This is a genomic window from Roseateles sp. DB2 (genome assembly GCF_051857535.1).
Taxonomy (GTDB): Bacteria; Pseudomonadota; Gammaproteobacteria; order Burkholderiales; family Burkholderiaceae_C; genus Roseateles_B.
On the sequence record NZ_JBPZGY010000005.1, the window covers coordinates 355,287 to 368,253 of the forward strand.

Annotated in this window: 9 protein-coding genes; all 9 read left to right on the top strand. The window is 70.0% G+C overall.

Annotation, left to right across the window (positions count from 1 at the left end; translation table 11 throughout):
* The first annotated feature begins 5 nt into the window (after positions 1–5).
* The 9 genes from ACS5PK_RS11050 to ACS5PK_RS11090 all read left to right on the top strand — a co-directional run bounded on the left by ACS5PK_RS11050 (position 6) and on the right by ACS5PK_RS11090 (position 12,948).
* Entirely contained in the window at positions 6–2,276 is a 2,271-nt protein-coding gene (locus ACS5PK_RS11050) for a molybdopterin cofactor-binding domain-containing protein (protein WP_439440284.1), read from the top strand.
* Positions 2,277–2,289: 13 nt separating this feature from the next.
* A complete protein-coding gene (locus ACS5PK_RS11055) occupies positions 2,290–3,345 on the top strand; it encodes an XdhC family protein (protein WP_439440285.1) in 1,056 nt (351 codons plus the stop codon).
* Entirely contained in the window at positions 3,345–3,980 is a 636-nt protein-coding gene (locus ACS5PK_RS11060) for a nucleotidyltransferase family protein (RefSeq protein WP_439440286.1), read from the top strand. Before ACS5PK_RS11055 ends, ACS5PK_RS11060 begins: the two co-directional genes overlap by 1 nt.
* 183 nt (positions 3,981–4,163) lie before the next feature.
* Positions 4,164–4,799 carry a hypothetical protein gene (locus tag ACS5PK_RS11065; protein ID WP_439440287.1) on the top strand — a complete coding sequence of 212 codons (636 nt, stop codon included), beginning with the start codon at positions 4,164–4,166 and terminating at the stop codon, positions 4,797–4,799.
* 121 nt (positions 4,800–4,920) lie between these two features.
* Positions 4,921–5,538, top strand: a complete 618-nt coding sequence (locus ACS5PK_RS11070; protein WP_439440288.1) for a hypothetical protein — start codon at positions 4,921–4,923, stop codon at positions 5,536–5,538.
* Positions 5,539–5,600: 62 nt separating this feature from the next.
* Complete coding sequence (locus ACS5PK_RS11075) at positions 5,601–8,522, top strand: hypothetical protein (RefSeq protein WP_439440355.1); 2,922 nt, start codon at positions 5,601–5,603, stop codon at positions 8,520–8,522.
* The gene (locus ACS5PK_RS11080) at positions 8,519–9,124 is read left to right on the top strand and encodes a phage tail protein (protein ID WP_439440289.1); all 606 of its coding nucleotides are present in this window, start codon (positions 8,519–8,521) and stop codon (positions 9,122–9,124) included. The genes ACS5PK_RS11075 and ACS5PK_RS11080 overlap by 4 nt, the downstream gene beginning before the upstream one ends.
* Positions 9,125–9,152: 28 nt before the next feature.
* The gene (locus tag ACS5PK_RS11085; protein WP_439440290.1) at positions 9,153–10,502 is read left to right on the top strand and encodes a hypothetical protein; all 1,350 of its coding nucleotides are present in this window, start codon (positions 9,153–9,155) and stop codon (positions 10,500–10,502) included.
* 25 nt (positions 10,503–10,527) lie between these two features.
* Positions 10,528–12,948, top strand: coding sequence for a glycosyltransferase (locus ACS5PK_RS11090; protein ID WP_439440291.1), 2,421 nt, complete (start codon positions 10,528–10,530; stop codon positions 12,946–12,948).
* Positions 12,949–12,967 lie beyond the last annotated feature (19 nt).

Genomic DNA, 12,967 nt, shown 5'->3' on the forward strand with positions numbered 1-12,967 from the left:
CTGCCATGCTCAACCGCCACCTGTCTCCTGAACTCGGCACCACCCTGGCGGCCGAGATGCCTCGCGCGCTGCAGCACATCCTCGCGCGCGAGGCGGCTCCCGAAGCGCCGTCCGCGCTGAGCCGTCGCGGCTTTCTCAAGATCACCGGCGGCACCGGCTTTGCGCTGGGCTTCGCACCGCTGGCCGCGACGGCCGCCGCGGCTGGGGACCCGCCTGCCGCCGGCCTCAAGCCCTTCCAGCAGCCCGTGTCCTTTCTGCGCATTGCCACGGACGGCACGGTCACCGTGCTGGTCAACCGCCTGGAGTTCGGCCAGGGCGTGCACACGGCCTTGCCCATGATCCTGGCCGAGGAGCTGGACGCCGACTGGTCCCGCGTGCGCGCCGAGCTGGGCAGCAACGACCCCGCCTTCGTGGACCCGGCCTTCGGCCTGCACATGACTGGCGGCTCCAACAGCATCAAGAACAGCTTCATGCAGTACCGCGAGCTGGGCGCCCGCGCCCGGGCCATGCTCATGGGCGCGGCCGCAGCGCGCTGGAACGTGGGCGTGGCCACGCTGCGCACCGAGCAGGGCCAGGTGATCGCTGCCGACGGCCGCCGTGCAGGTTATGGCGAGCTGGCCGAGGCCGCCATGGCCCAGCCGGTGCCGGAGCAGGTCGCGCTCAAGAGTCCCAAGGACTTCCGACTGATCGGCAAGCCCACGGACCGCCTGGACAGCAAGGCCAAAAGCAGCGGCCAGCAGGACTTCGGCATTGACGTGCGCCTGCCCGGCCAACTGACGGCGGTGATCGCCCGCCCGCCGGTCTTCGGCGCCAGGCCCCGCACGGTGGACGACACGGCGGCCCGGGCGGTGCGCGGCGTCAAGGCCGTGCTGCGCGTGCCCCTGGACCGTGGCGCCGAAGGCATCGCCGTGATCGCCGAAGGCTACTGGCCTGCCAGACAGGGCCGCGACGCGCTCAGGATCGACTGGGACACCTCTGCTGTCGAGAAGGTCGACAGCAAGCGGCAACTGGCCCAGTACCGCCAGCTCGCCCGCCAGGACGGCCCCGAGCATTTCAAGGCCGACATGGCGCCGCTGGCCAAGGCCCCGCACAAGATCCAGGCCGAGTTCCACTTCCCCTACCTGGCCCATGCACCCATGGAGCCGCTGAACTGCACCGTGCAGTGGCGGCCCGACGGCGCCACGCTGTGGGTGGGCACCCAGTTCCCCGGCGTGGACGGCATGGCTGCCGCCAAGGTGCTGGGCCTCAAGGCCGAGCAGGTGGCGGTCAAGGTCCAGATGGCCGGGGGCGGTTTCGGCCGCCGTGCCGTGGCTACCAGCGACTTCGTCACTGAGGCCTGCGCTGTTGCCAAGGCCGCCCGCGCCGCCGGCCTGGAGGCGCCCATCAAGACCCAGTGGAGCCGCGAGGACGACATCCACGGCGGCTACTACCGCCCCATGCACCTGCACCAGGCCCTGCTGGGCTTCGACAAACAGGGGAATGTGCTGGCCTGGGACCACGTCATCGTGGGCCAGTCCATCGTGTCCGGCACCCTGTTCGAAGGCTTCATGGTCAAGAACGGCATCGACCAGACCGCGGTGGAGGGCATGAAGGAGCCCTATCCCTTCCCCATGCGGCTGCGCGTGCACCATCCCAAGCTCAATGTGCCGGTGCTGTGGTGGCGCAGCGTGGGCTCCACCCACACGGCCTTCGTGATGGAGACCCTGGTGGACGAGATCGCCCGCGCCACGAAGCAGGACCCGGTGGCCTATCGCCTCAAGATGTTCGGCGACAAGCACCCGCGCCACCGCGCCGCGCTGGAGCTTGCCGTGGCCCAGAGCGGCTACGGCAAGCGCAAGCTGCCGGCGGGCCGGGCCTTCGGCGTGGCCGTGCATGAGTCCTTCGACACCGTGGTGGCCTATGTGGTCGAGGCCTCGGTGAAGAAGGGGCAGGCGGTGCTGCACCAGGTCACGGCCGGCGTGCACTGCAATCTGGCGGTGAACCCGCGCACCATCGAGGCCCAGGTGCAGGGCGCCGCCCTGATGGGCCTTGGCATGTGCCTGCCGGGCGCCGCCATCACCTTCAAGGACGGCGTGGTGGAGCAGAGCAATTTCGGGGACTACGTGGTGCCGCGCATCACGGACATGCCGTCCATCGCCGTGCACATCGTGCCCAGCGCCGAGCCACCCACCGGCATGGGCGAGCCCGGCCTGCCGCCGCTGGCGCCGGCCTTCGCCAATGCCATTGCCAAGCTGACCGGCAAGCCGCAGCGCCAGCTGCCCTTCAAGCTCGCCTGAACTGCGTCGCGCCATGGAAGACCTCGACACCCTGGTGCTGCGCACCGCTGCCGGCTGGCAGGCCGCGGGCCAGGCGGCGCTGCTGGTGACGGTGGCCCGCACCTGGGGCTCCTCGCCGCGGCCGCCGGGCTCGCTGATGGCCATCAGCGGCCGGGGCGAGACCGTGGGCTCGGTCTCGGGCGGCTGCATCGAGGATGACCTCATCCTGCGCATCCGCGAGCAGGGCATTGACGCTGTCTGTGCCGAGGGCCGTCCCGCGGTGCTGCGCTATGGCATCTCGGCCGACCAGGCCCATCGCTTTGGCCTGCCTTGCGGCGGCACGGTGGAACTGGTGCTGGAGCCGCTGCAGCCGCACAGCCGGGTCGACACGCTGCTGGCCGCCTGCACTGCGCGGCAGAGTACCGAGCGCTGCCTCGACATGCGCAGCGGCGCAGTCACCCTGCGGCCGGGCCGCACCGACGGCCTGCCCCGCTGGGACGGCGAGACCTTGGTCAACCACTTCGGGCCGCGGGCCCGGCTGGTGCTGATCGGCGCGGGTGACCTCTCACGCTTCATGTCGGAGATGGCCCTGAGCCTGGGCTTCGAGGTCATGGTCTGCGACCCGCGGCCGGAGCAGCGCGCCAGCTGGGCCCTCCCGGGCGTGCATGTCAGCCACGAGATGCCGGACGACCTCCTCCAGCGCCTGAGGCCCGATGCGCGCACGGCCGTCGTGGCGCTCACGCACGACCCCAAGCTGGACGACCTGGCCCTGATCGACGCCCTGCAGTCTGAGGCCTTCTACGTGGGGGCCATTGGCTCCCGCCGCAACGCCCAGCAGCGCCGCCAGCGCCTGCAGGAGCACTTCGACCTCAGCCCGGCCCAGATGCAGGCGCTGCGCAGCCCGGCGGGGCTCTACATCGGCAGCAAGACACCGGCGGAGATCGCCCTGTCCATCATGGCCGAGATCATTGCCCGCAAGAATGGCATTGCCTTGCCGCCGCAGGTCCAGGTGGCTGAGGCCAAGGGGCTGGAGGAGGCGGAGGCGGCCGTGAGCGCCGGGCCTGTGGACGCCCTGGTGTGCGGTCGCTGATGGAGTCGCCCGCACCGGGCGCCATCATCCTCGCCGCCGGCCTGGGCCGTCGCCTGGGGGGACGTCCCAAGGCCGCCCTGCACATTGGCGAGCAAAGCCTGCTGGAGCGCCTGGCCCAGGTCTTGCGCGAGGCTGGCGTTGAGCAGCCCCGCGTGGTGCTGGGACCCTATCGCGAGACCCTGCTGCCCCTGGCCCTGCGTGCCGGCCTGGACCCCTTGCTGCATGAGCGGGAGCAGCCCTCGCTGATCGACTCACAGCGCCTGGCGCTGCAGGCCCATCGCCGGCTGCAGCCGGAGCGGCCGCTGTGGCTGCTGCTGGGGGACATGACGGCCCTGAGCGGGGAGGATCTGCGGCGCCTGCAGCAGGCCTGGCGCGAGCGGGCCCCCGACATCCAGGCGCTGGTGCCCACCGTGGAAGGGCAACGCGGGCACCCGGTGATCCTCGGACCGCAGGCGCTGGAGGCCATCGACGGACAGGCCGAGACCCTGGGCGTACGCCACTGGCTGTCTGCGCACGGTGATCGCGTGCACTTCGCGGCGCTGTCCGGCCCGGGACCGGTACAGGACCTCGACACCGAGGCGGACCTGCTGGCCCTGCGCGCTGCGCATCACCCCCTGCCGGTGGACTGGCGCTAGGCGCTCCGGAACGGCCCTGTCGTGGGCCCGCATGCCCGCGCATCGACCGCCCGGCGCGCGACGCGCACGCCGGCAGCATCCCCTCTGATCCCGCACATCCTGCCATGGCTCGCCGCGGGTAATGGCCTGTAATGTCCGTGGCCACGATGGATGCCTAGAGTTCATCCCATCAGCGGAGAACTCATGGACACCCAGCTCAACTTCATCAATCGCTCGCTCGCAGGCCACACCGTCGAGATCGTGCTCTTCCAGAAGAACCTGGCGCTGGAAATGAGTGCGCTGGATGTGGCGTGGAAGGTCATCCGCTACTGCGGACGTGACTGCTCCCATCCCGTGGTCTTTGCGCAGAGCTTTGAAGTGTCGGTGCAGGACCGCTGGGGCAACTACACGCCGCGTCTGGCGGCCCAGCCCGGCCAATCCTTCGAGCTTGTCCAGGGGCCGGTGGCCGGAAGGCAGCTGCGCCGCTGCCGCCGCGATGGCGCCGCCGCGCATGCCGTCGGCGGGGTGATCGAGGTGCTCAACGGCCAGAGCCAGGGCGCTGTGGACGTCTGCCTTTACCGCGGGGGCGTGCTGCTGGGCTGCAAGACCGCGGTGGTGCCGGGACAGAAGGCGCTCTTCCGGTATCCGCCGAGTCTCTGGGTCGCCGTGGCGTCCGAGATCGCCGAGGGGCAGTCCTTCCAGTCGGCCGTGCTGTCGGAGCAGGCGCAGGAGCTGTCCCTGATGGGGGTTGCCCGCGCCGACCTCGTCATGACTGGCGGCGGATCCGGCCCAGCCGCCCAACCCTACGAATTCAGTTTGGAAAACGTGGTCGCCTGGTAGCGATCCGTGCCTCAAGGAGTTCGCTGCCGAGCCGCTTCCAAGCGCGGCATCGGCGGCTGACATGCGGTGCGCCTTTGGTGTGCCTACTTACTCTCATCGTTAGCAACTTCAGGAGCCAATCGTGGCAGTCAAGCTCAACTTCATCAATCAATCCAACGACCTCAACAACTCCCAGATCGTCATCTTCCAGAAGAACGTGGCAACGGACTTCGATGAGCTGTCGGTGGCCTGGAAGGTCATCCAGTACTGCGGCCAGGGTGACAACCACCCCTTCACCTTCCCCATGGGCCTGAGCGTCGGGTCTTCTGACAGCTACGGCAACTACACGCCGCAGATCAAGGCGCAGAACGGCGAGCTGTACAAGATGGCACTGACCGCGTCGGGCAACCAGCTGGTGGCCGGCGGCCCGGGCACCAGCCCCAAGGAAGTGCAAGTGCTCAATGGCCTGCCCAAGGGCGCGATCACCGCCAGCTGCTACAAGGATGGCCGCCTGCTTGCCACGAAGACCTCCATCGCGCCTCAGCAGAAGGCGGTGTTCCAGTTCAAGCCCACCATCTGGATCGGCGTGGTCTCGCAGGTCGAGCAGGGCGAGGTGATGAACTCCGCCATCATCTCCAGCGTCAACACCGAGATCTCGCTGCTGGGCATCGCCAGCGCCGACATCGTCATGACCGGCGGCGGCCCGGGCCCGAACTCGCAGCCTTTCGCCTTCAACCTCGACAACGTCGTGATGGCTTGATCGCGCCATCGACCCGCGCCGCCCGGCGCGGGTCGGCGTGAGGAGGAGGCCCTGTGAACGAGATGGTCCACGAGACATGGCGGGGGCTGGACGGCAGACTGGTGTTCGACTGCCACGTCAACCGCGAGCCAGGCGATGGCGTGCCGACGGTGGTGTCCATCCGCAGCAGGTCCTCGCCCCGCGAGGAGCATCAGGTCTTCGTCACCGCGCAGGCCTGCGTGTTCAAAGTGCGCTTCAGCGGCGGATGCCATGCCCGGGGCTGGATCCGCCAGCAAACACCCATTCACATCGACGACGTGCTGTGCACGGCGCTGTTCGCGGACATGCACTACGGCTGCGGTCCGGATGATGAGCACCACTTCGAGGGCGTGATGGTGGCGGTGCCCGTCCATGCCGCACCGGCTCCTCCGCTGCCGCCTGGGCCGCCGCTGCCGCCATTTCCGCCTCCTTCCCCCTGGCCGCCCACCCCGCTGCCGATACCGCCGCTGGCGCCCGAGCTGGCAGGTGGCCCGTCCCTCCTGGGCGGCAGCAGCCAGGAGCTCTTTCCCTATCTCTACGTGCGTCGCTGGCCCCAGATGTCGGCGCAGGACGCCCTGTGGAACTTCATGGCCTACGTGCCCAGCAGTCCGCCCGCCAGCGCCTTCTATGGCGATCTCATCCGGGCACGGACGCAAGGCCGCCTGGCCGCGCAAGACCTGGCCCTGGCATTCGTGGACGGCGAGCCGCCCTATGCCGGCGAGTTTCTGTCCTCGCTGGATCTGCTGGACTGCCCCGTGCAGGACTTTCCGGCCCTGCAGGAGCGCCTCTGGCACACCGAGCTGCCGCCCGAGGCCTGGGCGCTGGCGCTGCAGGCGGACCTCGCAGCGCTTCTGCAGCGCTGGGGCCTGCCCTGGGACTATCTCCGCTCGCCGGCCTACGCCCAGGCCCTGGACCGCGTGTGGCAGAGCTATTTCGCCCTCGTGATCCTGCTGGGAGACCTGCCGGCCCTCCTGGAATCGCTGGTGCGCTGCCTCTTGGTCGCGCATGCCGTCGACCGCGTCCAGACCGCGGCGCCGTCCGGCAGCCCGCCCGAGTGCGCCTCGCCGCTGAGCCGCGCGCAGCAGCTGTCCCTGCTCAATGCCACGGTGGCGCTGCCGGCCGCGGTTTTTCCTCTGCCGCCAGCCCCGCTGGGGCCTTCGTCACCGCCGCAGGACGCTCCCGGCTGGATCGAGCCCTATGCCATCGGCGAGCTGCAGCGGGTTCGCCAACGGCTGCTCCGCTACCAGGCGGGCGAGGTTGCTCGCATCGAGCAGGTGATGCGTGGCGAGCGGCGCGAGCTCGTCAGCCGCCAGACGCATCGGGAGGTCGAGGAGAGCCGCCACGGCAGCAACGAGCAGCTGCTGTTGGGCAATGCCGCCGAGGACGGCCGCAGCAGCCTGCAAGAACAGGCCAGGCAGGCGGTGGCCGAGGCCAGCCTCACACAGCAGTACAACAAGTTCACCAGCGCCTACGGCCCGCCGACGCAGGCCACACTCGACGGCAGCTGGACGCAGTCGGTGCAACCGGGCAGCACGCCCGGCGTGGAGGACGCCGTGCGCTTCGCCCGGGAGATCCTCAGCCGGACGGTGCATCGCATTCAGCGCAGCGTGAGCCTGCTGCGCTCCAGCAGCCGCATGAGCCAGAGCGAGGACACGGTCAGCAGCGTGCTGGACAACACCCACGGGGCCGGGCCGCTGCGAGCGGTCTATCGCTGGGTCAACAAGGTCTACGAAGCCTGCGTGGTCAACGAGGGGCAACGGCTGATGATCGAATGCATGGTCAGCCGGCCGGCGGCGGGCTACCTGCTGGCGGAGGCGGCGCTGAACGGCATGGACGACCTGCGTCCCGTGCCGCCCCGCTGCCTGGGAATCCTCAGCTTCGAGGACGTGGACCGTGACAACTATGCCCGGCTGGCGGCCCGCTACGGCGTCACCGAGATGCCGGTGCCCCCCGCCGCCCTGCGCACGGCCGGCGCCTCGCTTCGGGGCGGGCAGCAAGCGCTGGTGGCCCTGCCGGAGGGCTATCGCGCCGTCCGCGCCTCGGTGCGCTGCCTGGGGGCTTCCTTGCCGACCGTGGTCGTGGGCTGCCGTGCCTTCCCGGCGGGCGGTCCCAGCCAGGCCGCCATGGCCGAGGAGGACGGCAGCGTGCCTGTGGTCGTGGGCGAGGCCGATCCGCAGGCATCGCCGCCATCGGACGAGTCGGTCCAGGTGATCGTGGAGATCGCCTGCGAGCCGGGCCCGCCGCTCATGGACGCCTGGCGCATGGCCGTGCACGCGCGGCTGATGGCCGGCTACCAGGCGCAGCTTGAGGCCTACCGTCGGCGCACGGGCAGCGGGCCGCTCCCCGGGCCTCGCTCGCCCCTGGCGTGCCGGCTGATCGAGCAGCGGGAGATCAAGCGTGCCTGTCTTCGCCTGCTGCTGGACCGCATGCAGCGGCTGACGGGCGGGGCGTGGAGCAGCCCCGATGGCTCGCCGCCCTCGGAGATGCAGGTCAACGAGCCCCGCTACGTGCAGTTCCTGGATGAGGCCTTGGAATGGGGCGAGATGAGCTACACCTTCCACGCCTCGCCCAGGCCCTGCGATGCCGACCCTGCCGAGCTGCCACTGGACGACGAGGACACACAGTTCGCCGCCTTCCTGCAGGCCGGGCAGGCCCGCGTCCTGCTGCCTGTGCGGCCGCACCGTGTGATGGCCTTTCTGTACTTCTGCTCCAGCGGCATGGTGTGGCTTGGCTCCGACCGCCTGGTGCCCGCCGACCCGGCCGACCTGCCGCTGGTCAACGACCTCAAGCACGGGGCCCTGCAGCGCCCTCCCCAGCGGCGGGTGGGGCCGGCGTGGGAGGTGCTCGTGCCGACCTCCCTGCAGTGGCTGGAGGAAGGCGAGGACTGGCGCGCGCCGGCCGGTGACGCCGGCGTGCGGCCCGCCGCCGCGCTGCTGCCGACCGATGCCTCCGAGGCCCAGCGATGATGCATCCGTATCCGCATCAGCATCCCTTCTTCGCGCCTGTCGGCTTCGGCGACGTGCCGGTCGGCGCCGTCATTCCCTTCGCTGGCGCGCTGGACCAGCAGGATCACGGCACCTCGCCCATCGAGGCCTGGGGCTGGATGTTCTGCGACGGACGGGCGCTCGCCATCGCGCAGTACCCGGAGCTCTTCGCTGTGCTGGGCTTCGTCTACGGCGGGGGCGGCAGCGAATTCAAGATCCCTGACTACCGCGGCTACTTCCTGCGGGGCACGGCCGCGGGCTCGTCTGTCGATCCGGATCCGGACCAGCGCCAGCGGCCAGAGGGCGGGCAGGGCGAGGCCCAGGGGGTGGGCTCCATCCAGGCCTTCGCCCTCCAGACGCACGAGCACATCTACAGCAGCGCGCCAGCGCCAGCGACACCCTCCAACACCGGCCAGGCTGCGGGCGCGCCGAGCGCCACGGCCACGTTGACGACGGGAGGCCCGACCAGCAGTCTGCAGCCGCCGGGCACGGTCAAGGTCAGCGCAAGCGAGACCCGGCCGGTGAACGTCTATGTGAACTACCTCATCAAGTTCACCTACGGCTTGCAGCGGCTGCATCGCTGATTTCGACACCTTTCACCAGGAGCATCCCATGGCATACACGCAGGTTCAATTCATCGGCTATGTGCTGGACACGGCGCCGCAACTCAATCCGGACGGCAGCGAGACCTACCTCGGGCTGTCGACGCCTTCGCTCGATGTCGATGCCCGCTGCGCGCTGATGCAGCGGGCCATGGACACGGCGTTCGCGCTGCTGCCGCAGACCTCGCCCCCGGAGGCTGCCGGCACGACGCTGAAGGTCTTCATGGCCCCGGAGTTCTTCTTCCGCGGACCGACCGGCGCCTACGAGATGGACGAGGTCCAGCGCGTCATCCAGCAGCTGCAGGCGAGCGCCAGCGCGGCCCAGTGGGACGACTGGGTGTTCGTCTTTGGCACGATCGTGGGCAGTTCGCTGCTGGCGGTTCAGCAGCCCGGGATGCCTTCCCGTGAGATCTACAACTTCAGCCTGGTGCAGCAAGGTGGCGTGGGCGGGCAGGGCGACACCGGGGCGCGCGTGGTGATGAAGGAGCTGAAGTCCGGCATCGACTTCGTGAGCAGTACGCCGGTGCCGGGCGGACTGCTGCTCGGGCAGGTCGACCCGCTGGCGCCCGCCCGTGTCTCGGGGCCGGGCCGCGAGCAGCAGAAGATCAACTACGACGGCGCGGGCATCTTCCAGCTGCAGGGCATCACCTGGGCCCTGGACATCTGCCTTGACCACCGGGACACAGTGCAAAGGTTGCAGCGCTCGCCACAGCTGCCGGGCGACGCGATGGTGCAGCTGCAGCTGGTGCCGTCATGCGGCATGAGCCTGCAGCCGGCCAGCATCGTCTGCGAGTACGGCGGTTGGGCCTTCAACTGCGATGGCTATCGCGACACCCGGCACGCCACGCTGGCCCAATGGCAGCCGCCGCTGGCGACGGCCGGCCAGCAGGCCAGTGCGCCCGTGCCTGACGCCGACCTGATGGTCTCCGGGCAGGCGGTGCCGGTCGCCAGCCTGTACGCTTCGGGTGCAGGAGAGATCCAGGTCTATCCGGCCCAGGCCGTGCCTCCTGCGCAGACGGTGGCCGGCAGCACGGTCCGGCTGGTCTGGCGTGCCAGCGACGACTGGACCTTCACCTTCTTGCTGATCTACGGGCCCTCGGGTCAGTTCTCAAACGTGCTGTGCGAGATCACCAGCCGCACCCTGGACTTCATGGGCAACCAGTACTTCCTCCCGCTCATCCTGCAGACCCAGGACAGCCAGGGTCGGCCTGTCCAGATCCGCATGGAGCTGGGCAATGGCAGCAACCCCTTCGCCGGGGCTGTGTGGTGCCGCATCGACGTGCCCGGCTTCCAGTTCCAAGGCAACGCAGTGGAGTTTCCCGGCACGGCATCGGGCCCTGCCGCCGAGACCGTCTGGTGAACGTGAGTGCGCAGGGGAGATCGGGATGGCGGAGCATGGTCGCGTCCTGCTGGGGGTGCTGGTTCACTCGCCGCAGCAGGAGGTGCAGGCCACCCTGCACGCCGTTCACGAGTGCACCGCCACACCATTTCGCCTGTGTCTCCTGGCGGCGCCGCGGTCCGCGTCACAGCTCGCCCCCCTGCAGCGGCAGCTCGACAGCTGTCCGGGTGTGCTCCAGCTGTGGGTCGCGCCGGGCGCGGGCGATGCGGCGGCGTTCAATCGTCTGATTGCGGAGCCGGCGGACGTCTATGTCCTGCTGGAGGCAGGCGCCCGGCCAGCGCCGGGGTGGCTGGCGAGGCTTCTTGAGGCCCTCGACGGCGATCCCGCGATAGGGCTGGCCGGCCCCTCCACCAATTGGGGCTGGAACGAGCAGGCCGGCCCCTCGCACGCTGCGGCCAGGGCCGAGACCCGCGCCGCGCCGCCGGCACGGGTGGCGCCGCCCTCGCTCTCCCTCTACCGACGGGCCAGCCGTGCGCCCCTGCCACTGGCGGCCATGGCGCAGCCAGAGCGCCTGCCGGCCCTGCACACCAGCGAAGACGGGTCTGGTGCGCCTGCGCCGCCGCTGGTGCCGCTGGCGCCGCTGCACAGCCTGTCCGACTTCTGCTACGTCGTCCGGCGCGAGGTGGTGGAGGCCGTGGGCGCCGCCGACGAAGGCTACGGGACCGGGCCCTGCTGGGAGATGGACTACAACATCCGTGCGGCGCGGGCCGGCTTTGCCGGCGTGTGGGTGCCAGCCGCCTATGTGCACCGGGCTCCGATGACGGCCGAGCGTCAGCAGCGCGAGGCCGAGGGCCTGGAGCGCAGCAAGCAGCGCTACCAGGACCGGTTCTGCGCATTGCGCGTGCCGGGCGGGCCGATGGGCGCCCCGCAGCCGGATGCCACGGGCGCCTTGGGTCCCTACCACGCACATTGCGCGGGCGACCGCTGCGAGCACTTCGCCCGCCCGGCGCTGATGCCGCCGGCCGTGCCGCTTCCCGGACCCGCTGGCGAGCGGCGCGTGACGCCGCTGGCCGCCACCCCGCTGGTCAGCTGCATCATGCCCACCCGGGGACGCGCCCGCTACGTGGCTCAGTCGATCGCCTACTTCTGCCGCCAGGACTGGCCCCGACGCGAGCTGCTCATCGTGTACGAGGACGAGGAGGACCTGCCTCCGGCGCATGAGCTGGCGGATGCGCGCATCCGCTGCCTGCGTGTCCCCCTGGGCAGCAGCATCGGGGCCAAGCGCAACGAGGCCGTGCGCCTGGCCCGCGGCGAGGTGGTGGCCCACTGGGACGACGACGACTGGTATGCCGATGGGCGCCTGAGCCGCCAGGTGGCGCCCTTGCTGCAGGGCATCGCCGACATCACCGGCCTGAACGACCTGCTTTTCATGGCCCTGGCCTCGGGGGAGTGGTGGCAGGCCAGTCCGGCGCTGTTCCGGCGCCTGTTCGTGGAGAACGTGAGCGGCGGCACGCTGGTCTACTGGCGGCGGCTGTGGCTGCACCATGGGCGCTATCCCCCCACGTCACTGCGCGAGGACGCCGATTTCATGGAACAGGTGATGGCCGCCGGTGCGCGCCTGTGCCGGCTGCCGGGACGCGAACTATGCGTGTACGTCCGCCACCCCGGCAACACCTGGAAGTTCCGGGCCGGCAGCTACCTGCAGGAGCGTGAGTGGTCGCGGGTGGAGGCGCCGTCCTGCATGGCGAAGGACCTCCCCTTCTACTTTCCGCCCACCGCCGTGGAGGCGGCACTGCAGCGGCAGCCCTTCGTGAGCTGCATCATGCCCACTGCCAACCGGCGTGCCTTCGTGCCCCAGGCCATCCGCGACTTCCTGGCTCAGCAGTATCCGCAGCGCGAGCTGCTCATCGTCGATGACGGCACCGATCCCGTGGAGGACCTCGTGCCGTCGCGGCCCGACATCCGCTACATCCGGCTGGAACAGCGCCGCAGCGTCGGTGCCAAGCGCAACATCGCCTGCGAACTGGCGCGTGGCGAGCTGATCGCTCACTGGGACGACGATGACTGGCGATCGCCCGCCTGGCTGTCGTCCCAGGTCCGGCTGCTGACAGGCAGCGGGGCCGATCTCTGTGGCCTGGACCGCGTCTATTTCTGGCGTCCGGAAAGCGCCGAGGCCTGGCAGTACCGCTGGGACGGTCGCACCCACTGGGTCTGCGGTGGCACGCTGTGCTATCGGCGGTCCTACTGGCGGGCCACGCCCTTTCCCGATCTCAACATTGGCGAGGACAACGCCTTCGTGTGGAAGGCGTCCGCCGAGCAGGTGGCGGTCAACCCGGCAGTGGAGCTCTATGTGGCGCGTGTGCATCCCGGCAACACCAGCGCCAAGGCCACGCAGGGGTCTCGCTGGCATCCCTGCTCTTATGACTGGGTGCAGGGTCTGGTGTCGGTGCCTTGTCATGAAGAGTAATGTCACAAGTCAGCGCCAT

What these genes read in the sequence shown, in the direction of transcription:
- ACS5PK_RS11050 (WP_439440284.1), top strand. Translation starts at nt 6, where the DNA reads ATGCTCAACCGCCACCTGTCTCCTGAACTCGGCACCACCCTGGCGGCC.
- ACS5PK_RS11055 (WP_439440285.1), top strand. Translation starts at nt 2,290, where the DNA reads ATGGAAGACCTCGACACCCTGGTGCTGCGCACCGCTGCCGGCTGGCAG.
- ACS5PK_RS11060 (WP_439440286.1), top strand. Translation starts at nt 3,345, where the DNA reads ATGGAGTCGCCCGCACCGGGCGCCATCATCCTCGCCGCCGGCCTGGGC.
- ACS5PK_RS11065 (WP_439440287.1), top strand. Translation starts at nt 4,164, where the DNA reads ATGGACACCCAGCTCAACTTCATCAATCGCTCGCTCGCAGGCCACACC.
- ACS5PK_RS11075 (WP_439440355.1), top strand. Translation starts at nt 5,601, where the DNA reads ATGGTCCACGAGACATGGCGGGGGCTGGACGGCAGACTGGTGTTCGAC.
- ACS5PK_RS11080 (WP_439440289.1), top strand. Translation starts at nt 8,519, where the DNA reads ATGATGCATCCGTATCCGCATCAGCATCCCTTCTTCGCGCCTGTCGGC.
- ACS5PK_RS11085 (WP_439440290.1), top strand. Translation starts at nt 9,153, where the DNA reads ATGGCATACACGCAGGTTCAATTCATCGGCTATGTGCTGGACACGGCG.
- ACS5PK_RS11090 (WP_439440291.1), top strand. Translation starts at nt 10,528, where the DNA reads ATGGCGGAGCATGGTCGCGTCCTGCTGGGGGTGCTGGTTCACTCGCCG.